Origin of the sequence: Caulobacter sp. 602-2 (assembly GCF_011043625.1) — a bacterium.
In the GTDB taxonomy this organism is placed as follows: domain Bacteria; phylum Pseudomonadota; class Alphaproteobacteria; order Caulobacterales; family Caulobacteraceae; genus Caulobacter.
Window position 1 is genome coordinate 59,644 of the sequence record NZ_JAAKGT010000015.1, and the last position, 20,674, is coordinate 80,317.

Annotated in this window: 24 protein-coding genes and 2 pseudogenes; 14 read left to right on the forward strand and 12 right to left on the reverse strand. The window is 69.2% G+C overall.

The features are described 5' to 3' along the window. The first annotated feature begins 90 nt into the window (after nt 1-90). Nucleotides 91-1,002, forward strand: a complete 912-nt coding sequence (gene rarD / locus G5B46_RS21915; protein ID WP_165262443.1) for an EamA family transporter RarD — start codon at nt 91-93, stop codon at nt 1,000-1,002. Between the two features lie 114 nt (nt 1,003-1,116). After that, entirely contained in the window at nt 1,117-1,446 is a 330-nt protein-coding gene (locus G5B46_RS21920) for a hypothetical protein (protein WP_165262445.1), read from the forward strand. A gap of 9 nt (nt 1,447-1,455) precedes the next feature. On the opposite strand, the gene G5B46_RS21925 is transcribed toward G5B46_RS21920, so the two are convergent. Genes G5B46_RS21925 through G5B46_RS21935 form a run of 3 tightly spaced genes read right to left on the reverse strand, consistent with a single transcriptional unit; the run spans nt 1,456 to nt 4,814 of the window. Then, a complete protein-coding gene (locus tag G5B46_RS21925) occupies nt 1,456-2,202 on the reverse strand; it encodes a DUF6065 family protein (RefSeq protein ID WP_165262447.1) in 747 nt (248 codons plus the stop codon). 53 nt (nt 2,203-2,255) lie between these two features. Then, nucleotides 2,256-4,217 (reverse strand): monovalent cation:proton antiporter-2 (CPA2) family protein, encoded by a 1,962-nt coding sequence (locus G5B46_RS21930; protein WP_165262449.1) that lies wholly within the window; start codon nt 4,215-4,217, stop codon nt 2,256-2,258. Nucleotides 4,218-4,220: 3 nt separating this feature from the next. Continuing rightward, nucleotides 4,221-4,814 carry an NAD(P)H-dependent oxidoreductase gene (locus G5B46_RS21935; RefSeq protein WP_165262451.1) on the reverse strand — a complete coding sequence of 198 codons (594 nt, stop codon included), beginning with the start codon at nt 4,812-4,814 and terminating at the stop codon, nt 4,221-4,223. A 108-nt stretch (nt 4,815-4,922) separates the two neighbouring features. Here G5B46_RS21935 and G5B46_RS21940 point away from each other — a divergent pair, with 108 nt between their 5' ends. Continuing rightward, nucleotides 4,923-5,642 (forward strand): CoA transferase subunit A, encoded by a 720-nt coding sequence (locus G5B46_RS21940; RefSeq protein WP_165262453.1) that lies wholly within the window; start codon nt 4,923-4,925, stop codon nt 5,640-5,642. Then, nucleotides 5,642-6,283 carry a 3-oxoacid CoA-transferase subunit B gene (locus tag G5B46_RS21945; RefSeq protein ID WP_165262455.1) on the forward strand — a complete coding sequence of 214 codons (642 nt, stop codon included), beginning with the start codon at nt 5,642-5,644 and terminating at the stop codon, nt 6,281-6,283. The genes G5B46_RS21940 and G5B46_RS21945 overlap by 1 nt, the downstream gene beginning before the upstream one ends. Here G5B46_RS21945 and G5B46_RS21950 read toward each other — a convergent pair. Beyond that, nucleotides 6,280-6,951 carry a CDP-alcohol phosphatidyltransferase family protein gene (locus G5B46_RS21950; protein ID WP_165262457.1) on the reverse strand — a complete coding sequence of 224 codons (672 nt, stop codon included), beginning with the start codon at nt 6,949-6,951 and terminating at the stop codon, nt 6,280-6,282. The genes G5B46_RS21945 and G5B46_RS21950 overlap by 4 nt on opposite strands. Beyond that, nucleotides 6,948-7,328 (reverse strand): hypothetical protein, encoded by a 381-nt coding sequence (locus tag G5B46_RS21955; RefSeq protein ID WP_165262459.1) that lies wholly within the window; start codon nt 7,326-7,328, stop codon nt 6,948-6,950. Before G5B46_RS21955 ends, G5B46_RS21950 begins: the two co-directional genes overlap by 4 nt. Before the next feature lie 72 nt (nt 7,329-7,400). On the opposite strand from G5B46_RS21955, the gene G5B46_RS21960 reads away from it, so the two are divergent. Both G5B46_RS21960 and G5B46_RS21965 read left to right on the forward strand, forming a co-directional pair. Next, entirely contained in the window at nt 7,401-8,387 is a 987-nt protein-coding gene (locus G5B46_RS21960; RefSeq protein ID WP_165262461.1) for a phosphatidate cytidylyltransferase, read from the forward strand. Nucleotides 8,388-8,399: 12 nt separating this feature from the next. After that, a complete protein-coding gene (locus G5B46_RS21965; RefSeq protein WP_165262463.1) occupies nt 8,400-9,071 on the forward strand; it encodes a lysophospholipid acyltransferase family protein in 672 nt (223 codons plus the stop codon). Nucleotides 9,072-9,078: 7 nt separating this feature from the next. Here G5B46_RS21965 and G5B46_RS21970 read toward each other — a convergent pair whose 3' ends face one another. Beyond that, nucleotides 9,079-10,011: a CPBP family intramembrane glutamic endopeptidase gene (locus G5B46_RS21970; protein WP_346764966.1), complete on the reverse strand. Its 933-nt coding sequence runs from the start codon at nt 10,009-10,011 to the stop codon at nt 9,079-9,081. 153 nt (nt 10,012-10,164) lie between these two features. Here G5B46_RS21970 and G5B46_RS21975 point away from each other — a divergent pair, with 153 nt between their 5' ends. After that, the gene (locus G5B46_RS21975; RefSeq protein WP_165262465.1) at nt 10,165-10,812 is read left to right on the forward strand and encodes a TMEM175 family protein; all 648 of its coding nucleotides are present in this window, start codon (nt 10,165-10,167) and stop codon (nt 10,810-10,812) included. Next, the gene (gene rsmD / locus G5B46_RS21980) at nt 10,812-11,375 is read left to right on the forward strand and encodes a 16S rRNA (guanine(966)-N(2))-methyltransferase RsmD (protein ID WP_165262467.1); all 564 of its coding nucleotides are present in this window, start codon (nt 10,812-10,814) and stop codon (nt 11,373-11,375) included. Before G5B46_RS21975 ends, rsmD begins: the two co-directional genes overlap by 1 nt. 4 nt (nt 11,376-11,379) lie before the next feature. On the opposite strand, the gene G5B46_RS21985 is transcribed toward rsmD, so the two are convergent. After that, nucleotides 11,380-11,877 (reverse strand): hypothetical protein, encoded by a 498-nt coding sequence (locus G5B46_RS21985; protein ID WP_165262469.1) that lies wholly within the window; start codon nt 11,875-11,877, stop codon nt 11,380-11,382. 381 nt (nt 11,878-12,258) lie between these two features. Further along, nucleotides 12,259-12,441 (reverse strand): annotated as a pseudogene (locus G5B46_RS24600) (hypothetical protein); the annotation flags it as partial. A 263-nt stretch (nt 12,442-12,704) separates the two neighbouring features. Between G5B46_RS24600 and G5B46_RS21995 the strand changes: the two are divergent. The 4 genes and pseudogenes from G5B46_RS21995 to G5B46_RS22005 all read left to right on the forward strand — a co-directional run bounded on the left by G5B46_RS21995 (nt 12,705) and on the right by G5B46_RS22005 (nt 14,648). Further along, entirely contained in the window at nt 12,705-13,349 is a 645-nt protein-coding gene (locus tag G5B46_RS21995) for an HAD-IA family hydrolase (protein WP_165262471.1), read from the forward strand. Between the two features lie 29 nt (nt 13,350-13,378). After that, entirely contained in the window at nt 13,379-13,666 is a 288-nt protein-coding gene (locus G5B46_RS22000) for a 4a-hydroxytetrahydrobiopterin dehydratase (protein ID WP_165262473.1), read from the forward strand. A gap of 5 nt (nt 13,667-13,671) precedes the next feature. Beyond that, nucleotides 13,672-13,843, forward strand: a pseudogene (locus tag G5B46_RS24605) (hypothetical protein). A 19-nt stretch (nt 13,844-13,862) separates the two neighbouring features. Beyond that, nucleotides 13,863-14,648 (forward strand): SDR family oxidoreductase, encoded by a 786-nt coding sequence (locus tag G5B46_RS22005; protein WP_165262475.1) that lies wholly within the window; start codon nt 13,863-13,865, stop codon nt 14,646-14,648. 175 nt (nt 14,649-14,823) lie between these two features. On the opposite strand, the gene spdR is transcribed toward G5B46_RS22005, so the two are convergent. Then, on the reverse strand, nt 14,824-15,381 hold the full coding sequence (gene spdR / locus G5B46_RS22010) for a stationary phase response regulator transcription factor SpdR (protein WP_058348705.1): 558 nt from the start codon (nt 15,379-15,381) through the stop codon (nt 14,824-14,826). Nucleotides 15,382-15,470: 89 nt separating this feature from the next. Next, nucleotides 15,471-16,871, reverse strand: coding sequence for an ActS/PrrB/RegB family redox-sensitive histidine kinase (locus tag G5B46_RS22015; protein ID WP_165262477.1), 1,401 nt, complete (start codon nt 16,869-16,871; stop codon nt 15,471-15,473). Between the two features lie 56 nt (nt 16,872-16,927). Here G5B46_RS22015 and G5B46_RS22020 point away from each other — a divergent pair, with 56 nt between their 5' ends. Together G5B46_RS22020 and phaZ are read left to right on the forward strand one after the other, a co-directional pair. Further along, nucleotides 16,928-17,521: an SCO family protein gene (locus tag G5B46_RS22020; protein WP_165262479.1), complete on the forward strand. Its 594-nt coding sequence runs from the start codon at nt 16,928-16,930 to the stop codon at nt 17,519-17,521. 123 nt (nt 17,522-17,644) lie between these two features. Continuing rightward, complete coding sequence (phaZ, locus tag G5B46_RS22025; RefSeq protein WP_165262481.1) at nt 17,645-18,910, forward strand: polyhydroxyalkanoate depolymerase; 1,266 nt, start codon at nt 17,645-17,647, stop codon at nt 18,908-18,910. 205 nt (nt 18,911-19,115) lie between these two features. Here phaZ and G5B46_RS22030 read toward each other — a convergent pair whose 3' ends face one another. Together G5B46_RS22030 and G5B46_RS22035 are read right to left on the reverse strand one after the other, a co-directional pair. Next, nucleotides 19,116-19,610, reverse strand: coding sequence for a hypothetical protein (locus G5B46_RS22030; protein ID WP_165262483.1), 495 nt, complete (start codon nt 19,608-19,610; stop codon nt 19,116-19,118). A gap of 15 nt (nt 19,611-19,625) precedes the next feature. Beyond that, entirely contained in the window at nt 19,626-20,573 is a 948-nt protein-coding gene (locus G5B46_RS22035; protein ID WP_165262485.1) for a DUF2974 domain-containing protein, read from the reverse strand. Nucleotides 20,574-20,674: the final 101 nt, after the last annotated feature.

A 20,674-nucleotide genomic window follows, 5' to 3' on the forward strand; every position in this document is an offset into this window, starting at 1 on the left:
TTCGCACCCTTCCGCAAAGCGCGGGCCCGCAAGATGTGGGCGGACGCCGGGATCCCCATCTGTCAGATCCCTCCGCGAAAGGTGCGGTCCATGACTTCCAGTACGAGTCCCAGCGGCGACGCGCGTTCGGCCTATCTGGCCGGCGTCGGCTGCTATCTGCTCTGGGGCTTCCTGCCCCTCTATTTCCACACCCTGTCGGTCATGGGCGTCACCTCGTTCGAGATGATCGCGCACCGGACACTGTGGTCGGTGATCTGGGCCGGGGGCCTGGTGCTGCTGGCCAAGCAAGGCGGCCAGGTGGCGCAGGTGCTGCGCCAGCCCAAGACCCTGGGGATCCTGCTGCTCTCGACCCTGGCGATCTTCGGCAACTGGACGATCTACGTGCTGGCGGTGAACGCCGGCCGGGTGATCGAGGCCAGCCTCGGCTACTACATCAACCCGCTGATGAACATGGCCGCCGGCGCCCTGCTGTTCCGCGAGCGGATGAGCACCGAGGGCAAGGTCGCCATCGGCCTGGCGGCGATCGGCGTGGCCATCCAGACCCTGGCCCTTGGCCACCTGCCGCTGGTGTCGCTGGGCCTGGCCTTGAGCTTCTGCATCTATGCGATCCTCAAGAAGCAGGTGAAGGCCGACGCCCAGACGGGCCTCTTCATCGAGTGCGCCTATCTGGCGATCCCCGGCCTGCTCTATGTCTGGCATCTGCAGTCGACCGGCGCGGGACACTTCACCCAGGACGCCCGCACAGCGATCCTGCTGCTGGCCGCCGGCCCGGCGACGGTCGTGCCGCTGGCCCTGTTCGCCTGGTCGGCCCGCCGCCTGCCCTTAAGCGCCATGGGTTTCCTGCAGTTCATCGCGCCCACCCTGCAGTTCCTGCTGGGCGTGTTCCTGGGCGAGGCCTTCACGCCGCTGCGGGCCTTGTCGTTCGTCTTCATCTGGCTGGGCGTCGCCGCCTTCGCCTACGGCGCCTGGAAACGCACACGGAGCGTTCCTTCGGCGGCGTGAGAACCCACGCCGCCAAGAAACGTTGGTCAATTTGTCGCACCGCCGCCGGCCCTTAAGTCGGCGGCAAGACGCGCTGCGTCAGGTATGGCGACAGACTTAATGCTGGGGGAAACCATGTCCGCGGAAACCATCACCACGCCCGATCTGGCCGCCGTGCTCGAAGCGCTGGCCGTAGAGATGTCGCTGGCCGCCGAAGCCTGCGGACACCTCGACAGCGCGCTGGGCAAGATCCTCGAGAACACGCCGCCGGAATCGCGCCTGGCCGTGATGCAGGAACTGCACACGGTCGACCATCTGGCCCAGCACATCACCGCCATCACCGACTTCACCAGCAAGCTGGTGCAGGCCGCGCCCGAGGGGGTGCCGCTGGCTGTGCAGGACGCCCTGTCGACGATCACCCTGGGCGCGGTGGCCGAGCGCCTGCGGGGGCGGCTGGGGGTCTGAGCCCCGCCGTCAGAACCCGATCTTCGGGGCCTTCAGGCGGCGCTTGTTGACGTGGCCCTTGGGGGCGGGGGCCTCGATCTCTTCGGGCAGTTCGCCCTTGAAATAGAAGCGCTGCCAGGCCTCCTTGGTCGCGGCCGGATCGCGGGCCGCGATGCGGGCGTTGAACTCGCCGCGCTTCTCGGCCCAGACATCGTACTGCTTGCGCATGTCGGGGTTGGAGTTGAAGTGCCGGATGACCGGCTGCACCGTCTCCAGCGGCTTGTCCTGGATCATGGTGATGAAGCAGAACGGCTCGCCCTTGGCGAACTTCACCGTGCCGGGACGCGTGAACACCCAGTTCATCGTGAAGGGGAAAGGCAGCCAGTCGGTCTCGACCAGGCCGGCAAGCGGCTGGATGCCGTCCTTGATGTGGTTGGGCGGGCCCATGGTCCAGATCAGCCAGTCCGGCGGCGTGCGGAACAGATAGCCGGTGTGGAAGGTGATCGTCCCGCGCGAGAAGTGCGACTTGACGAAGTCGTCGAAGCCCGGGTGCGGGTGGTCGGACTTGAAGGTGATGTCGTTCTGGTGGACGCCGCCGTTCCAGGTGGCCTCGAAGCCGACCGGGCACAGGATCTCCCAGCCGGTGGTGTTGGCCATGGTCAGCGGCAGGCAGCGATAGGGGTGGCGGTCGGCGAAGTTGTCCATCCAGGCCCGCTGCGGGCGCCCCGGCACGATCTCCGGCGGCCGGCTCTCGGTGGGATAGCACTCCAGATACATGCCGCTTCTTTCCCGTCGTTCCCGGACCGTCCCGGCCCTTCCTTGATCCAGCCTTAGCCCTGCGGAGGCGTTCCCGTCCAGCCGTCGGCGTCGGCCGGTTGGGCTTCACCGCCCGCGCCGCCCTTGCGCTGGGCCAGCTTGCGCAGCTCCTCGTCGCGGGCGGCCGTATCCCAGGCCCCGCCGGCCTCGCCCGGACGCATGCGCGCAAGGTCGGCGGCCAGCAGCCGGTCCATGGTCTGGGCCGCGTCGCGCGAGGCCAGGATGTAGGCCTCTTCCTGGCCCCACATCGGCTTGAGGTCCTCGAAGGTCTTGCGGTCGTGGCGGCGGAAGAACGAGGTGGCGCGGAAGGCCTTGTGGGCCCGGAAGCCCAGCTTCTGCAGCGCGGTGCTGCCCAGCGCCAGGGCCGCCTCGAAGGTCTCGCGCTCCACCGCGTCGGCGCCGTTGGCCAGAAGGTCGTAGGCGTGGCGGCGGTCCCAGGCGCGGGCCAGGATGATCAGGTTGGGGAACGCCCGGCGGGCGGTCTCGACCAGCTCGGCGGTCTTCTCGCGGTCATCCAGGGCGACGATCAGCATGCGGGCGTGCTCGGCCCCGGCGGCGCGCAGCAGGTCAAGGCGCGTGGCGTCGCCGTAGTGCACCCGCCGGCCGAAACGGCGCAGCAGTTCGATCTGCTCGATGTCGCTGTCGAGAACCGTCGACTTGAAGCCGTTGGCCTGCAGCAGGCGACCGGTGATCTGACCAAAGCGCCCAAAGCCCGCGATGATGATGTCGGGCTCGCCCTCGTCGAACTGCGGGGCCTCGGGCTCGACGTCGGGAACCGCTGCGTTCATCAGCTCGGCGATGCGCTCGTAGAGGATCATCGCCACCGGCGTCAGCGCCATTGAGACCGCGACCGTGGCGGTCAGCAGGGCGGCCAAGTCCGCGCCGATGACGCCGGCCCCGACCGTAAAGCTCAGCAGCACGAAGGCGAACTCGCCGCCCTGGGCCAGGGCCGTGGCCACGGCGGCGGCGCTGCGCCCCTGCGCCCCGGCGATGCGGGCGATGCCGAACATCACCGCGAACTTCAGGACCATCAGGCCCAGCACCAGGCCGATCAGGGTCAGGGGCTGGCGGGCGATCAGGGTCAGGTCGATGCCCGCGCCGACGGTGATGAAGAAGAGACCGAGCAGCAGGCCGCGGAACGGCTCGATGTCGGTCTCCAGCTCGCGGCGGAACTCGCTTTCGGCCAGCACCACGCCGGCCAGGAACGCCCCCAGCGCCGGCGACAGGCCCACCGACTGCATCAGGCCCGCGACGCCGACGACGATCAGCAGGGCGGCGGCGGTGAAGATCTCGCGCAGGCGGGCCTCGGCGATGAAGCGGAAGATCGGCCGCACGATGAACCGGCCGCTGCCGACGACCACGCCCACCGCGCCCAGAACGGCCAGGCCCTGAGCCCAGGCCGGCAGGTGCGAGATCAGGCTCGCGCCATGGCCGCCGGCGTCGCTGGCATGAGCGTCGGGGGCCACGGTGGCCAGCAGCGGCAGCAGGGCGAACATCGGGATCACCGCCAGGTCCTGCAGCAGCAGCACCCCGAAGGCGGCGCGGCCGACCGGCCCCTGGCGCAGGCCCTTCTCGTCGAGGGTCTGCAGCACGATGGCGGTCGACGACATGGCCAGGACGAGGCCCACGGCCAGGGCCGTCTGCCAGGGCAGGCTCAGCAGGTAGCCGATGGCGGCCACGGCCAGGGCCGTGCCCACCACCTGGGCGCCCCCTAAGCCGAAGATCGTCTTGCGCATCTCCCACAGGGTGGAGGGGCGCACCTCCAGGCCGATCAGGAACAGCAGGATGACGACGCCGAACTCGGCGAAGCGCATGACGTCGTGCTGCTCGCCCACCAAGGACAGCATGGCCGGGCCGATCAGCACGCCGGCGATCAGATAGCCCAGCACCGAGCCCAGCCCCAGGCGCTTGGCGATCGGCACCGAGATGACGGCCGCGCCCAGATAGACCAGGGTCTGCTTCAGGAACGGTTCCATGGCTTACGCTCCTTCGGCCGCGTGGTCGGCGGCCAGCAGGGCCGACATCCGCGCCTGATAGCGCAGGGCCTCGGCCTTCAGCTGCTCGTCGTCCTTCATCGCCGCCCCGTGCACCACGAACGGCGTCTCCCAGACCATGCCGCACAGATAGGCCGTCTGCTCCAGCGGACGCAGGAATTCGTCGAGCGTGAAGCGGTTGTAGCCCTTGGCGTGATAGGCCTGGGCCGGCCCGCCGGTGGTGCAGGCCACGAACAGGCGCTTGCCGGCCAGAGCGTCGCCGCCCAGGCCGTAGGCGAAGCCGTGCAGCCAGACCAGATCCAGCCACTCCTTCATCAGGGCCGGCGGCGAGTACCAGAACAGCGGGAACTGCAGGGCGATGATGTCGTGGTCGACCAGCTTCTGCTGCTCGGCCTCGATGTCGATCGAGAAGTCCGGGTAGGTCTCGTACAGGTCATGGAAGGTGACGCCGGAAAGGGCCTTGGCCGCCTTGGCCAGGGCGCGATTGGCGCGCGAGCGTTCAAGCGCCGGGTGCGCCAGGGTCAGGAGGGCGCCGGCGGTGGCGGGCGTCACGATCGGGGTGCTAGGGTCGGTGGTCACGCGTAACCGCCTACCGTCGTCGCGTGACGGGAAAATTTATTCATCAAGGCTTGAATTTCTCCGGCCGGCGGGCGAGAGCAGTCGGCGAACGTCGCTCCGGGAGGAAGCATGGTCGACAAGGTGAAGTCCGACGCCGCAGAAGCGTTGGCGGGTCTGCTGTTCGACGGCATGACCATCATGGCCGGGGGCTTCGGGCTCTGCGGCATTCCCGAAAACCTGATCGCGGCGATCCGCGAGACGGGGGTCAAGGACCTCACGGTCATCTCCAACAACTGCGGGGTCGACGGATTCGGCTTGGGCATCCTGCTGGAGAACCGTCAGATCAAGAAGATGGTCTCGTCCTATGTGGGCGAGAACAAGCTGTTCGAACAGCTATACCTGAGCGGAGAACTCGAACTGGAGTTCAATCCGCAAGGCACGCTGGCCGAACGCATCCGCGCCGGCGGCGCGGGCATCCCGGCCTTCTTCACGCGCACCGGCTACGGCACCCTGGTGGCCGAAGGCAAGGAAACCCGCGAATTCGACGGCGAGATGTACGTGATGGAACGCGGCCTGACCGCCGACCTCGCCATCGTCAAGGCCTGGAAGGCCGACGCCGAGGGCAACCTCGTCTACCGAAAGACCGCCCGCAACTTCAATCCGATGATGGCCACGGCCGGCAAGGCCACCGTCGTCGAGGTCGAGGAGCTGGTCGAGATCGGCGCGCTCGACAAGGACAACATCCACACCCCCGGCATCTTCGTCGACCGGCTGATCAAGGGCGCGAAGTTCGAGAAGCGCATCGAACGCGTCACCACGCGCCCCCGCGAAGCCAAGGAGCAAGCGTAATGGCCTGGACCCGCGACGAGATGGCGGCCCGCGCCGCCAAGGAGCTGCGCGACGGCTTCTACGTCAACCTCGGCATCGGCATCCCGACCCTGGTGGCCAACTACATCCCCGAGGGCATGCACGTGACGCTGCAGAGCGAGAACGGCATGCTGGGCATGGGCCCCTTCCCCTATGAGGGCGAAGAGGACGCCGACCTGATCAACGCCGGCAAGCAGACGATCACCGAACTGGATAGCAGCTCGTACTTCAGCTCGGCCGACAGCTTCGCCATGATCCGCGGCGGCCACATCGCCCTGTCGATCCTGGGCGGCATGCAGGTGTCGGAGACCGGCGACCTGGCCAACTGGATGGTGCCGGGCAAGATGGTCAAGGGCATGGGCGGGGCCATGGACCTGGTGGCCGGCGTCAAGCGTGTGGTCGTCGTGATGGACCACTGCGAGAAGTCCGGCGCGCCCAAGCTGCTGAAAGCCTGCTCGCTGCCGCTGACCGGCGCCGGCGTGGTGGATCTGCTGATCACCGAGCTCGGCGTGTTCGAGATCAACCGCGGCAAGACCCCGGTGAAGCTGATCGAGCTGGCGCCCGGCGTCTCCGTCGACGAAGTGCAGGCCAAGACCGAAGCGGCGTTCGAGGTCGGCGTCTAGCGCCGGTCGGCCAGCCGCTCGGCCAGGGTGCGCGTGCGGCGGACCACGGTGATCAGGGTTCCCGCCGCGATCACCGCCAGGCCCGCCGCCAACACCTCGCCACGCCCGCTCCACAGAGGCTCGAAGGCGGCGATCGCGCAGGTCGCCGTCAGGGCGGCCATGCGGTGCGGCTTGGCCATCGGGCCGGAGAAGTCGGCGGCGAAGCCCAGCCCCCGGCCAAGCTCGCGCACATAGGCCGTCAGCAGGGCCAGCGCCGCGCAGATCCAGCCCAGGGCCGGACCGCCGGAAAAGCCGGCGCTCATCGCGCCGTAGCCGGCCCCGGCCAGCAGCAACACGTCGGCGATGCGGTCGGGCAGCTCGTTCCAGATCGGGCCGTAGGGGCTGGCGCGGCCGTGCTCCACCGCCACCATGCCGTCGAGCAGGTTGCAGGCCAGGCGCAGCTGCACGCAGGTCGCCCCCAGGATCAGGCACAGCGATCGCCAGCCGTCCTCGACGCCGCCGCTGGCCGCCAGCAGCGCCCCGCCCAGCACGGCGAACGCCAGGCCAAGGCCCGAGATCACGTCGGCCGAGATCCCCTTGCCGGCGATGGCCGCGGCCAGGCGGCCGGCCCAGGCCGCGCCCCGGGTCTTCAGCGGCCGGCGGTTGGTCAGGTCGGGAGCGTCGGTCATGGCGCGGTCTTCCTCCGGTCGGCGACCAGGCGAGCATTGTAGGCGACGGCGTACAGCGTCGACATCGTCCAGGGAAAGGCGATCGTCGCCAGAAGTTCCGGCGTGCCGATCAGGCGGTGGACGATGGTCAGGGTCGCCAGGATGGCGCTGGCGGTGATCGCCGGCGGCAAGGCCAGGGCGACGAAGCCCGAGAACCGCCCGTCCAGCCGCTCCAGCGTCTTCTTGAGCAGCGCCGTCAGCCCGGCCGATAGCAGCCCCTGGGCCAGGGCGGGACCCCAGACCAGGCCGTGGGCGTGGTTGGCCCACAGGGTCCAGCCGCCCATCAGCAGAAAGCCGAAAGCGGCGTGGACCAGGCTGGAGCGCAGCAGGTGCGGCATGCGACGAAAACTCCCCGGGTCGTAACCTTCGCCAAACAGGCTATACCGGGAGTAGTGCGAACGGGAGCGTTCATGGATTTCGTCGGCGACCTGACCGGACACGCAGGCCGTTTCCTGGCCGCCCAGCCGCCCGCGCTGCTGGCGGGCCTGGCGGGCGTGGTGATCCTGCTGGGCGTCGCCAGCGCCATCGCCGCCGTCCTGCCGCGCCTGAAGCCCGACAAGTCGTACGAAGAGCTGCGGCTGCGCATCGTCTCGTGGTGGGGGATGGTGGCGCTGCTGGCCGGGGCGCTGCTGCTGGGCTGGCAGGCGACCACCGCCGTCTTCGCCTTCATCTCGTTCCTGGCCCTGCGTGAGTTCCTGTCGCTGGCCGTCCGCCGACGCGAGGACCGGCCGGCGATCCTGGCGGCCTATCTGTGCCTGCTGGCCGCCTACGGCTTCATCTTCGCCGACCGCTACATGTTCTATCTGGTGTTCATCCCGGTGTGGGTGTTCTTGGGGTTGCCCGCGCTGATGGCCCTGATCGGCCAGACCAAGGGCTACCTGGCCAGCGCTGCGACCTTCCACTGGGGCCTGGTCACCTGCGTCTACAACCTGGGCTTCGTCGCGTTCCTGATGCGCGTGCCGCAGACTGAGAACCTGCCGGCCGGCGCCGCGGGCCTGGTCTTCTTCCTGCTGCTGGCCACCGAGTTCAACGACGTGGCCCAGTACGTCTGGGGCAAGCTTTTCGGCCGTCGCAAGATCCTGCCCAGCGTCAGCCCCAACAAGACCTGGGAAGGGTTCCTGGGCGGCTGGATCACCACCGCCGCCCTGATCTGGTTCGTCGGGCCTGTGTTCACGCCGCTGTCGGGCCATGGCCTGGCCATCGTCGCCTTCGTGCTGCCGGCCGCGGGCTTCGCCGGCGACGTGACCATGAGCGCCATCAAGCGCGACATCGGGGTCAAGGACACCTCGCACGCCATTCCCGGCCACGGCGGCGTGCTGGACCGGGCCGACAGCCTGACCTTCACCGCCCCGCTCTACTTCCACCTGCTGGCGCTGTTCGCGCTGGACCGGTTCTGATCTAGTCGCCCCGTGCGCCTGCTCCGCTTCCTCCTGCTCGTCCTCGTCGCCCGGCCGCTGGCCCTGTTCATGACCGGAGCCGACGTCTCCGGCCGCGAGCGCCTGCCGCTGAAGGGCCCGGCGATCATCGCCGCCAACCACGCCAGCCACGTCGACACCCTGCTGATGCTGTCGATCTTTCCCTCGCGGGCGGTGTCGAAGCTGCGGCCAGCGGCGGCGGCCGACTACTTCCTGCGCGATCCGGTCATCGGCTGGTTTTCGCGGCACGTGATCGGCATCGTGCCGGTGGCCCGCAGCAAGGCCGGCCGACGCGCCGCCTCCGGCGAGGGCGAGGACGTCCTGGCCCCGGCCCGCGCCGCCCTGGCGGCGGGCGAGATCGTGCTGGTCTTCCCCGAAGGCACGCGCGGCGACGGCGCGACCGACGCCATGGGCCAGCTGAAGGGCGGCGTCGCGCGCCTGGCCGAGGCCTTTCCCGAGGCCCCGGTGATCCCGGTGTGGATACAGGGCGCGGGCCGCGTTCTGCCCAAGGGCGCCAGCGTGCCGGTGCCGCTGAACTGTGCGGTGCTGGTGGGCGAGCCCGTGGCCTGGACCGGCAAGCGCGCCGCCTTCATGGACGCCCTGCGCGGGGCGATGCTGGCGCTGAAGGAACAGGCGCCGCCGCTGCGCTGGTCGGACGAGCCCTGAGAAAGACCTAGGCGGTCGCCACCCCGGCCCAGCGCGACAGGCGCGGGGTGCGGGCCACCAGCTCGGCCAGGCCGACATGGATCGCCAGCATCACCGCGCAGATCGGCAGCACCTGCCAGCGGAACGGATGCGGCGCTTCGGGCGCGAGGGTCATCGGCTGCAGGAAAAGCACGATGATGATGTTGTTGGCCGCGTGGGCGCCGACCGCGAACTCCACCCCGCCCAGCCGCAAGGTGGCCCAGGCCAGACCGATGCCCAGCACAGCCCGCACCAGGAAGGCGTCGGGATTGGGGTCGAGGTGGACCGCCGAAAAGGCGACGCCGTTGATCAGCAGGATCATCCACACCTTGCGGGTGAAGGCGCCCGTCAGCTTCAGCAGCCAGCCGCGGAACACCAGCTCTTCGGCGGCGGCGGCCAGCAGCAGCAGGATGATGGCGCCGACGGCGTGGGCGAGCCGGCCGTCGAAGCTGGAGGTCAGGGTCAGGATCGGCGTCGGCGGGGCGTGCGGGTCGAGCCGCGCGCTGGCCGCCAGCAGCGGGCCGACGATCAGGGAAAACAGCGCAAGGCCCAACAGGGTCAGGCGCCAGCGATAGACCGGCGCGCTGGTCAGGTAGCTGCGCAGGCGGCGATGGTGCAGCAGGGCCGCCACGCCCGCGAAGGCCACCGCCATGCCGCCGTTGGTGGCGGTCGCCAGGCACAGCACGAACAGCAGGGTGATCAGGTCCGACACCCCCGCGCCGGGCTTGGACAGCGATTCCAGCAGGGCCTTGCTCTGGTCGAAACCGCCGTCGAGCAGCCCGGTGAACAGCGCCATGACGAAGACGCCGCCGATCACGGCGGCCAGGGCGGCGGCGAGCGCCCCGACGGGCAGGGTCAGCAGCGCGCGCCCGACATGCCGGTCGGCCGGCGTCAGGTCGTCCAGAAACGCCGAACGTCTCACGTCCTCGAACACAGCCGCCCGTTCCAATACAGCACCCGCCTCCTCGCTAATCGGGCGCGGGCCGAAGGAAAAGAGGTTTCGAGCAAAGTCGCCCCGCGACTTGCCGTCTCGCGGCAATGACGGCACACATCGGCGGTTGTCGATGGGGGTTTCATGAGCAAGTCGCCGAACCAGACCGAGCACGAGGCGGACGACCGCCACCTGCATCGCCTGGTGCTGTTCTCCGACGCGGTCTTCGCGATCGCGATCACGCTGCTGGCCATCGAGATCCATCCGCCCGAGCACTGGCATGGCGTGGCCGACCTGTTCAGCCAGATGGGCCACAAGCTGTGGGCCTATGCGGTCAGCTTCGCCGTCATCGGCGTCTACTGGATCAGCCACCGGCGGATCTTCGCCCGGCTGCGGGCCGCCAACGGCGTGCTCGACGTGCTGAACCTGGTCGCGCTCGGACTGATCGCCCTGCTGCCGCTGACGACGGAGCTTCTGTGGGAGCACGCCTCGTCCGAGGCGACCTTCGTCTATGTCGGCCTGGTCGCGGCGATCGGCGTCGCGATGTCGATCGTCTGGGGCTATGCGGCCTTCGCCGGCGAACTGGCCGGCCCGGTCCATCGCGGCGAGGCCCTGTTCACCCTGGCCCGCACGGCCGTCGCGCCCGGCCTGATGTGCGGCCTGATCCTGTTCAGCCTGAACCACGTCTGGGGCCTGATCCCGCTGGCGGCGGCGATCGCCGCCTTCGTGGCCGGCGGCCGTTTCATGCGCCGCCGCGCCGCCGCCCAGGCCGCCGAGCAGGCCGCGGCCTGATGCGCATCGTCTCGGGCCAGTATCGCGGCAAGGCCATCGCCACCCCGCCGGGCGACGCCACCCGCCCCACCTCCGACCGCGCCCGCCAGGCCGTGTTCAACATCCTGGAGCACGCCGCCTGGGCGCCGGAACTGCATGGCGCTCGGGTGATCGACGTCTTCGCCGGGTCTGGCGCCCTGGGCCTCGAGGCGATCTCGCGCGGCGCCGTGAACTGCCTGTTCGTCGAGACCAACGAGGCCGCGCGCGGCGCGATCCGCCAGAACATCGACGCCTTCGGCCTGTTCGGCCAGACCCGCGTGCACCGTCGCGACGCCACCGACCTTGGTCCCCGTCCGGCCAGCGCCGGCGCGGCCTTCGACATCGCCTTCCTCGACCCGCCCTACGCCAAGGGCCTGGGCGAAAAGGCCCTGGCCGAGCTGGTCGCCGGCGGCTGGCTGGCCCCGGGCGCCATCGTGGTGTTCGAGCGCGGCGTCGGCGAGCCCGACCCGACGCTGGAGGCCTTCGAGACCCTGGACGCCCGCGACTACGGCGCGGCCAGGGTGCTGTTCCTGCGGCTGCTGTAGGGCTTCAAAGGCCCAGGGCGCCGGGCGCCTGGCGAAGGACGTCGTTCATCGCCAGGTCGTCCTGACAGCCGAGATCGACGAAAAGGGTCACGCGCTCATCGCCTTTCGACCACTCGATGCTCACCGCATCCTGATCAGTCCAATAGGCTTGGCAGCTGTCCTGCTGCACTGACCGATCCGCTGCCGGCCTGTAAGGCTCCAGCGCCCGCCTGAACGCAGCAACCCGCTCGGGCGTGACCTGGCGCAGGATGCGCCGCCGGCGCCAGTCGCCAAACCGCCCGGGCTGATAGACGGTCTCGCCGCGCACGACGCCGTCGATCCCGACCGTGAAGGTCGTGGTCTCACACCGACCGCCGCAGAAGGGCGGCGGAGAAGGCCTGTAGGTAATGCTTTCGATCCCGGGCGGCGACGACGGAACGCTGGCGCAGGCGGACAGAGCCAGCCCGGCGCCGATCAGCACCGCACAGATGCGATAAAGGCCACGCTTCATGGCGACAGTCATGCCGCGTAAGCGCGCGGTTGTCGAACGCTCAGAGACGAACGATCAGGGCTGCTTGCCCGGCCAGACCAGGAAGCCGTACGCGTCGCGACCAGCCGAGGTCCAGGTCGCGTAGCCGTAGCCGCCCTGGGGCGGCGGCGGGGGATAGGCGCCGTAGCCGCCGCTGTCGTGGCGGCTCTCGCGGCTGTACTCGTAGCCCTCTTCCTGGCGCGAATAGCCCTGGACAGAACCGCCGGCGGCGTAGCCGTTCTGGGCGTAGGCCGGCGGGACATAAGCGGGCGGGGCATAGGCCGGACCATCGTCGTGGCGGCGGCTGTAACGGTCGGGCGCATAGTCCTGCTGCGGCGGAGGCGGCGAAGCATAGGCCGAAGGCGGCGGCGCGCCGCGATCATCGACCCGCAGCGGCGGGCGGCCATAGCTCCAGCGGTCGAAGTCGCTCCAGCCGCGCTCGCCGTCGTCGCACTCCACCCGCTCCCAGCGATAGGCCCCGCCGGGACCGGTGACGCGGCGGTTGACGCATTCGCCGGGCCGGGTGTCGGGCGGCAGGATCTCGGGGTCGACCGGCAGGTTCGAGCGATCGGGCGGACCGCCGGCCAGGCCGTAGCGATCTGCGGCCAAGGCCGGCGAGGCCAGGGCGATCCCGGCGGTGAAGGCGATGAGGACGAGTTGGCGCATGGGGGATACTCCAGGCCGCCAGTAGACCAGAGCCCGGCGAGCCGCGCGCGCTTTTTCGCCGTGAAGGCGAGCTTAACCATTGTTCGACGTGGCTTTTCCCCGCCGCCGTCCCCGCCTAGAGTGATTTCAAACAATTGTTCGATGCGGGCGAGGCGATGGCGATCGAGGCGGTGATCTGGGATTTCGGCGGGGTGTTCACGACCTCGCCCTTCGAGGCGTTCCGCCGTTACGAGGCCCGAAACGACCTGCCGACCGACTTCATCCGCGGCGTCAACGCCATCGATCCCGACACCAACGCCTGGGCGCGGTTCGAGCGGGCGGAGATCGACGCGGCGGCTTTCGACGCCCTGTTCCTGGAAGAGTCGACGCGCCTGGGCCACGCCGTGCCCGGCCGCGACGTGCTGCCGCTGCTGTCGGGCGACATCCGCCCGCGCATGGTCGCGGCGCTGAAGGCCTGCAAGGCGCGCTTCAAGGTCGGCTGCATCACCAACAACGTGCCCGGGGCCGGCCATGGCGCGGGCATGGCCGCCTCTGCCGAGAAAGCCGCCGCCGTGGCCGAGATCATGGCCCAGTTCGACGCTTTGATCGAAAGCTCCAAGGCCGGGGTGCGCAAGCCCGACCCGCGCATCTACCTGATGATGTGCAACCTGCTGGGCCTCGCGCCCGAGCAATGCGTCTACCTCGACGACCTGGGGGTCAACTGCAAGCCGGCGGCGGCCCTTGGCATGGTCGCCATCAAGGTCTCTGGAGAGGATCAGGCGCTGGCCGAGCTTGCGGCGGCGACGGGATTGTCGTTCTGAAGGAACAGCAGTTTCCAGGAGTCGTCCGCATGACCGCCCCCGCCAAGATCGGCGCCGCCGCCGCCCTCGCCCAGCTGACCGGCTGGACCCCCGCCGAGGGCAAGGACGCCATCGAGAAGACCTTCCGCTTCGCCGACTTCAACGCCGCCTTCGGCTTCATGACCCGCGTGGCCATCGAGGCCGACAAGCGCGACCATCACCCCGAGTGGTTCAACGTCTACAACCGCGTCGAGGTGACCCTGACCACCCACGACTGCGACGGGGTCAGCGACCGCGACGTCCAGCTGGCCAAGTTCATGGATGGGATCGCGGGGTAGCGCCCTTGCGGCGCATTGCGTCCTTCGAGGCTCGGCTGCGCCTCGCACCTCAGGATGAGGAGGTGCTTGCACAGCGTTCCTCATCCTGAGGCGCCCGCCAAGCGGGCCTCGAAGGACGCAGGGACGAACACTCTCCCCCTTCCCCTCCTCCCGCATCCAGTTCAAACTATCGTTTGAATTACAGGGAGGACGCCGAATGGCGCAGACCACGGGCCGGGTCGCCGGCAAGAAGGCCTTCATCACCGGTGCGGCCCAGGGCCTGGGCGCAGCGGCGGCGCGCAAGCTGGCTTCGGAAGGCGCCAAGGTCGCCCTGGCCGACATCAATGTGGAGGGCGCCAAGGTTGTGGCGGCCGAGATCAACGCCGCCCACGGGGCCGGGACGGCCTTCGCCTACGCGCTGGATGTCACCCAGGAAGACCAGTGGATCACGGCCCTGGAAGCGGCGGCGGGCGACATGGGCGGCCTCTCGGTGCTGGTCAACAACGCAGGCGTCGCCGGCGACAAGCCGCTGGAGCAGATGGAGTTCGACCTCTGGAAGAAGATCATGTCGATCAATGTCGACAGCGTCTTCCTGGGGGCCAAGCACGCCCTGACCCACATGCGCGCCCACCAGCCCGGCTCGATCGTCAACATCAGCTCGATCGCCGGCCTGATCGCCAACCACAACTCGCCGGCCTACAACGCCTCCAAGGCCGGGGTCTGGCTGCTGTCCAAGAACATCGCGCTCTACTGCGCCAAGCTCGGGCTCGACATCCGCTCGAACTCGATCCACCCGACCTTCATCGACACCCCGATCCTCGACCCGCTGAGCCAGCGCCTGGGCAAGGAAGAGGCCCACGCCAAGCTCGGTCGGCAGATCCCGCTGGGCCACATCGGCGAGCCCGACGACATCGCCAACGCCGTGCTCTACCTGGCCAGCGACGAGAGCAAGTTCATGACCGGGGCCGAGCTGAAGCTCGACGGCGGGATTTCGGCGATGTGATCCGCCTTCCTTCTCCCCTTGCGGGAGAAGGGGTCGGCGAGAGCCGACGGATGAGGGGTCGCACTTACGAAGACGCCGCGACGGCCGATCGGCTATCGCGGCGTTCGACATCTGAGCGACCCCTCACCCGACCTCCCTCCGGGAGGCCACCCTCTCCCGCAAGGGGAGAGGGAAATTACCGCGGGGCCCTTTTCGCCAGGATCCGCTGCAGGGTGCGGCGGTGCATGTTGAGGCGGCGGGCCGTCTCGGAGACGTTGTGGCCGCACATCTCGTAGACGCGCTGGATGTGCTCCCAGCGCACGCGGTCGGCGCTCATCGGGTTTTCCGGCGGAGCGGGGGCGGCGTCCTTGGCGGCCAGCAGGGCGCGGGCCACGTCGTCGGCGTCGGCCGGCTTGGAGAGGTAGTCGACCACACCAGCCTTCACCGCCGCCACGGCGGTGGCGATGTTACCGTAGCCGGTGAGCATGATGATCTTGGCGTCGGCGCGGGCGTCGCGCACGGCTTCGACCACCTTCAGGCCCGAGCCGTCCTCGAGCCGCATGTCGAGCACCGCGTGGGCCGGGGCCTGCGACTTCAGCGAACCGATCGCCTCGGCCACCGACGCACACAGCGTCACCTCGAAGCCGCGCTGTTCCAAAGCTCGACCAAGACGGGTGCGCAAGGGCGCATCGTCGTCGAGCAGAAGCAAGGACTTGTCGGGCAGCGCCGCGACCAGTTCTCCGATATCCGCCATCAACTCAGCGCCTCCCCGCGCCATTACTCAACCGGGTGTCGTGTCCGCATCATGTCTACGACTTGCAAAACTTCGCAAGTCTTTCGTATTCAAACCCCGATGAAGCCAGGAGCTTCCATCGCCGGACGGGGCCACCGGGCCGCGACCACCGCGCCGCCGCGACGGCCGTTCCTGAAATCCACGGCCGCGCCAGTCCGTTCCAGGAGGGTCTTGGCGATGAAGAAGCCAAGGCCCATGCCGATGTGGCCGGTACGCGAGCCTTCGGCCCCCGGACGCGAGGTGACATAGGGCTCGCCCAGCTTGGCCAGCACCTCGGGCGAGAAGCCGGGGCCATCGTCGCGCACCTCGATCAGGATCGAGCGCGGATCGAAGCGGGCCACCACGATCACCTCCGAACGGGCGAAGTCGACGGCGTTCTCGACGATCGAGGTCAGGGCGTGGATCACCTCGGCCCGCCGCCAGACGTCGGGGGCGGACTCGCCGGAAGGACCGTTGACCACCGCCTCGACCCGCACGCCGTGGATCATGTGCGGCTCGATGATCTCGTGCACCAGCTGGGTCAGGCTCATGCGCTCGTGCACGGCGTCCTGGGCCTCGGGCATCTCGGTCAGGCGCTGCAGGATCTCGCGGCAGCGGGCGGCCTGGCCGATCAGCAGCTCGGCGTCCTCGCGGGTCTGCTCGTCGGGCGCGCCGCGCGCCATCTCGCGGGCGACGACCGAGATGGTGGCCAGCGGCGTGCCGAGTTCATGCGCCGCCGCCGCGGCCAGGGCGCCCAGGGCCGACAGCCGCTGCTCGCGGGCCAGCACGGTTTCGGTGACGTTCAGCGCCAGCTCCATGCGGGCCGACTCCGTCGCCGCCTGCCAGGCATAGAGACCGGTGACGACGATGCCGAGGATCCGCGCCGCCACGATGCCGGCCAGCAGCGACGCCTCGGGCCTGGGCGGCGGCACGCCGATCGGCGTCGGCAAAGGCATGTAGACGAAGGCCAGCACGATGGTGGCGATCACCGCCAGCACGCCGAGACCCAGGGCGTAGCGCGCCGGCAGGGTGGCGGCCGCCAGGGTGACCGGCGCGATCAGCAGCAGCGAGAACGGATTATAGACCCCGCCGGTCAGGTACAGCATCCCCGACAGCTGCAGGATGTCGAAGGCGATCTGGGCGGTGGCCTCGACGTCGCGGGCCAGGCGCTGGCCGGTCGAGGCCAGGCCGATCAGCACATTCAGCCACGCCGACAGGGCGATCAGCGAGAAGCACAGGGCGTACGGAATATGGCGGTCGAGCACCAGGCCGCAGAACAGCACCGTCACCGACTGGCCGGCCACCGTCAGCCAGCGTTGGGCGATCAATGTTCGAACTCGAAGGCGTCCCTGACGAAGCCCGGGACCCGCCCAGGACCAGTCGTCGCTGTCTTGCGCACCTGCGCCGTCGGGCCTATCGAGCCCGTCGGGTGATGGTTTCTTCGGCGCGTCCTTGAACGAAGCGTCGGCCATGACGCCACATTAAGGCCAGAAATTTCGATCTGGCGAGCCCCAAAGGATGCAAACCCATGAACCGCAACCGCCTGATGGTCCTGGCCGTGTGCGTCGTGGGCGTTCTGCTGGCCGGCGCGCTGATCATTCGGAGCGGCGTTTTCCACGCCTCGTCCAAGCCGGCGGCGGTGGGCGGGCCGTTCCAGCTGGTCGACTATGACGGCAAGCCGGCCGACGAGAGCGTGCTGAAGGGCAAGTGGACCGCCATGTTCTTCGGCTTCACCTACTGCCCCGACGTCTGCCCCGGCACGCTTCAGGCCCTGGCGACCGCCAGCGACCAGCTGGGGCCCAGGGCCAAGGACCTGCAGATCGTGATGATCTCGATCGATCCGGCCCGCGACACCCCGGCCCAGATGAAGACCTACCTGACCGCCGGACACCTGCCCAAGAACATCGTCGGGCTGACCGGAACACCGGAACAGGTCGACGCGACGGTGAAGGCCTATCGCGCCTACGCCAAGAAGGTCGGCGACGGCCCCGACTACACCGTCGACCATTCGACGACGATCTATGTCATCAATCCCAAGGGCCGCTTCCACAGCATCATCGGCTACGGCTCGCCGCCGGACGAGATCGCCCGCCAGCTGAAAGCCGCGATGGCGGGCAGGTAGCAACCCGCCCGCCAGGCGAGCGGCCGCCCATTTTTTGCGTCACGGCGCCCTTAGGTCACCTCTGGGCTGTACCTTCTTAACGGCCCGCGTGTTATGCTGCAGCGCACAATCGCTGGAGACGGCATGCTTTACGCCCTGCACGAAGCGAGCTTCTACGCCTCGACCCCCATGCGCCTGGCCGCCCGCGCGGCCCGGGACTTCTGGGGCTCGCCGCTGAACCCGGCCGCCAACACCGAGCTCGGCCGGCGGCTCTATGCGGGTGCGGACCTGTTCTCCAACGTCACCCGCCGCTACGGCAAGCCCGACTGGCGCATCGACAGCGTCCAGGTCAATGGCGTCGACGTGCGCGTGCGCCCCACCGTCGTGTGGCAGAGCCCGTGGGCGCGGCTGATCCAGTTCGACCGCGACATGGCCGACATGCGCCGGGCCGGCAAGTTCGAGCTCGACCCCGCCGTGCTGATCGTCGCGCCGCTTTCGGGCCACTACGCCACGCTGCTGCGCGGCACGGTCGAGGCCTTCCTGCCCGACCACGCGGTGTTCATCGTCGACTGGCAGAACGCCCGCGAGGTTTCGGTCCTGCAGGGGCGCTTCGACTTCCACGACTATATCGACCACATCCGCGACATGCTGCGGGTGCTGGGCCCGCGTCCCAACGTGCTGGCCGTGTGCCAGCCCGGACCGCCGGTGCTGGCGGCCGCCGCGCTGATGGCGCAGGACAACGACCCCTCGCGCCCGGCCAGCATGACCTTCATGGGCTCGCCCATCGATGCGCGCCTGTCGCCGACCGTGACCAACAACCTGGCGGAGGAAAAGCCCTTCACCTGGTTCCAGTCGAACATGATCTACACCGTGCCCGCGCCCTATCCGGGCATGGGCCGGCGCGTCTATCCGGGCTTCGTGCAGCTGGCCAGCTTCATGAGCATGAACGCCGACAAGCACCAGGAAGCCCACCAGCGCTACTTCAAGAGCCTGGTCGAGGGCGACGGCGACAGCGCCGACAAGCACCTGGAGTTCTACGACGAGTACCTGTCGGTGCTGGACCTGACCGAGGAGTTCTATCTCCAGACCATCGACATCGTCTTCCAGCGCCACCTGCTGCCCAAGGGCGAGCTGATGCATCGCGGCCGCAAGGTGGATCCCGCGGCCATCACCGACATCGGCCTGATGACCGTCGAGGGCGAGAAGGACGACATCTCCGGCATCGGCCAGACCCAGGCCGCCCACGACCTGTGCGTCAACATCCCGGCCGACCTGAAGGAAGACTACGTCCAGCCGGGCGTCGGCCACTACGGGGTGTTCAACGGCCGCCGGTTCCGCGAGGAGATCTATCCCAAGGTCCGCGACTTCATCCTGCGCACCGACCCCAACTTCGCCGGCAAGAAGGCCTAGGGTCGGTACTCAATTGGCCGAGGGCAATGGGTTATCTGTTTCAATAGCTTATAGTAGTTGTCATCCCGGCCGCAGCGCAGCGGAGCGCCGGGATCTCCCACAGTTTTCGAACCTGCCGACGTGGGAGATCCCGGCTCTACGGATCGCTGACGCGCTCCTCCGGCCGGGAAGACACGTTTCTTTGCACGCCAATTGAGTCCACACCCTAGTCGGCCGGACCGCGCAGGCGGCGGTCGCCGGGCCGGACGGGGGCGGTGTAGAGGCCAGGATCGGCCGGAGCGCCCTCGCCCAGCCCCGCCAGCGACAGTCGCCGGCCGTCTGCGAGCGACACGAAGACCTCGGCCTTGGCCCGCTCCAGGGCGTCGGCGCTGACGGCCTGCAGGGTGATCTCGTGCAGGAAGGGCGCGCTGCGATCACGATACGCCCCCGCCTGCCACGAACAGGTCAGGCCCTCGCACCAGGTCCGGAACACCACGCAGGCGTCGTCGGCGCAGGTCTGGCGCAGGCCGTCGGCCGCCAGGGTGACGAAGTTGTCGCTGACGACGAAGCGCACCCGCACGCCCAGCCGCGCCACCGCCTCGGGCGAGGCCTCGATCGGCCGGCCGTCCCGCATCACGCGGTACATGCCCGCGGCTTCCGAGGCCGGCGCATAGGCCTGGGTGACGCAGAACGGTTCGGACAGGCAGACCAGGTCGAGCATGGGTCCTCGATGACGTCAGTTGAAGACCGCCGGCAGGCTGCGCCCCAGCGACAGCCGCTCGGGCGCGGCGTCGTTCCACAGGTGGAAGCCGCCCTTAAAGTGCCGGACGATATGGAACTCGCCGCCCCGGTTCCAGAAGTGGTGATAGAGGAACGAGTCGTGGGCGATCGGATTGCCGATCAGGGTGTAGGTCTCGAAACTCGACGGACCCGAGCCATGCCGCTGGCGGACCACGCCATAGAGATTGAGGTCGTCGGCGATCACGCGGGCCAGCCGCGTTCCGGCGATCTCGGTCGCGCGGATCGGGTCGTTGGGCCTGATGTAGTGGCGGCTGGCGGCGATGGCCTGGGCGTCGACCGCTCCCAGCCCCCGCGCGGCGGCCACCGCCTGGATAGCGGCGGCGAACGGCGCGGAGGCGAAGCCCGTGCAGGCGATCGGCAGGTCTTGCGACAGGCCGGCGGCGGCGCGAAACAGCGCGGCCTGCGCCTCGGCCATGGCGCCGCCCAGCGAATGGCCGGTGAAGGTGACGCGACGCACCGCCAGCCCCCGGGCCGTCAGCGCCGCGTGCGCGACCAGCGCGTAGTCGAGGGCCGCGATGATGGTGCGGGTGTCGGTCAGCACGGCGGTCTTGAAGTTCAGCAGCCAGTCCAGCTCGCTGTCGGTGCCGCGGTTGACCACCACCAGCTCGCCCGGACCCGGTGCGTAGAAGGCGAAGGCGTCGTAGCCGTTCGCCGGATCATTGGCCGGCGGAACCGGCGCGACCAGGTCCAGTTCGGCCAGCCACAGCGGCGCGGTGGCCTGGGTGGAAGGGTTGTGGAACGAGCGGTAGACCCAGGCGCTGAGCGCGGCCAGGGCCTCGTGCCCGGCGCCGAACGGCGCGCCCGAGCGCGCGTGGGCGCGGATGGCCGCGGCCAGGGCCGGGCTGCGCTCGCTGCGCGTGGGAACCTTCAACGGCACGGCCATGGCTCGCCCCCAGGTCGCTCGCATGTCGATGACATATCAAGGGTAGATCGACGCCGCCTCGCCGGTCAACGCCCGCCCCGGTCCAGCCTCTTGCGCCCGGC

Bases quoted from the DNA above. Each gene is read 5' to 3' on its own strand.
- rarD (WP_165262443.1), top strand. From the start codon at position 91: ATGACTTCCAGTACGAGTCCCAGCGGCGACGCGCGTTCGGCCTATCTG.
- G5B46_RS21920 (WP_165262445.1), top strand. From the start codon at position 1,117: ATGTCCGCGGAAACCATCACCACGCCCGATCTGGCCGCCGTGCTCGAA.
- G5B46_RS21925 (WP_165262447.1), bottom strand. From the start codon at position 2,202: ATGTATCTGGAGTGCTATCCCACCGAGAGCCGGCCGCCGGAGATCGTG.
- G5B46_RS21930 (WP_165262449.1), bottom strand. From the start codon at position 4,217: ATGGAACCGTTCCTGAAGCAGACCCTGGTCTATCTGGGCGCGGCCGTC.
- G5B46_RS21940 (WP_165262453.1), top strand. From the start codon at position 4,923: ATGGTCGACAAGGTGAAGTCCGACGCCGCAGAAGCGTTGGCGGGTCTG.
- G5B46_RS21945 (WP_165262455.1), top strand. From the start codon at position 5,642: ATGGCCTGGACCCGCGACGAGATGGCGGCCCGCGCCGCCAAGGAGCTG.
- G5B46_RS21950 (WP_165262457.1), bottom strand. From the start codon at position 6,951: ATGACCGACGCTCCCGACCTGACCAACCGCCGGCCGCTGAAGACCCGG.
- G5B46_RS21955 (WP_165262459.1), bottom strand. From the start codon at position 7,328: ATGCCGCACCTGCTGCGCTCCAGCCTGGTCCACGCCGCTTTCGGCTTT.
- G5B46_RS21960 (WP_165262461.1), top strand. From the start codon at position 7,401: ATGGATTTCGTCGGCGACCTGACCGGACACGCAGGCCGTTTCCTGGCC.
- G5B46_RS21975 (WP_165262465.1), top strand. From the start codon at position 10,165: ATGAGCAAGTCGCCGAACCAGACCGAGCACGAGGCGGACGACCGCCAC.
- rsmD (WP_165262467.1), top strand. From the start codon at position 10,812: ATGCGCATCGTCTCGGGCCAGTATCGCGGCAAGGCCATCGCCACCCCG.
- G5B46_RS21985 (WP_165262469.1), bottom strand. From the start codon at position 11,877: ATGACTGTCGCCATGAAGCGTGGCCTTTATCGCATCTGTGCGGTGCTG.
- G5B46_RS21995 (WP_165262471.1), top strand. From the start codon at position 12,705: ATGGCGATCGAGGCGGTGATCTGGGATTTCGGCGGGGTGTTCACGACC.
- G5B46_RS22000 (WP_165262473.1), top strand. From the start codon at position 13,379: ATGACCGCCCCCGCCAAGATCGGCGCCGCCGCCGCCCTCGCCCAGCTG.
- G5B46_RS22005 (WP_165262475.1), top strand. From the start codon at position 13,863: ATGGCGCAGACCACGGGCCGGGTCGCCGGCAAGAAGGCCTTCATCACC.
- spdR (WP_058348705.1), bottom strand. From the start codon at position 15,381: ATGGCGGATATCGGAGAACTGGTCGCGGCGCTGCCCGACAAGTCCTTG.
- G5B46_RS22015 (WP_165262477.1), bottom strand. From the start codon at position 16,871: ATGGCCGACGCTTCGTTCAAGGACGCGCCGAAGAAACCATCACCCGAC.
- G5B46_RS22020 (WP_165262479.1), top strand. From the start codon at position 16,928: ATGAACCGCAACCGCCTGATGGTCCTGGCCGTGTGCGTCGTGGGCGTT.
- phaZ (WP_165262481.1), top strand. From the start codon at position 17,645: ATGCTTTACGCCCTGCACGAAGCGAGCTTCTACGCCTCGACCCCCATG.
- G5B46_RS22030 (WP_165262483.1), bottom strand. From the start codon at position 19,610: ATGCTCGACCTGGTCTGCCTGTCCGAACCGTTCTGCGTCACCCAGGCC.
- G5B46_RS22035 (WP_165262485.1), bottom strand. From the start codon at position 20,573: ATGGCCGTGCCGTTGAAGGTTCCCACGCGCAGCGAGCGCAGCCCGGCC.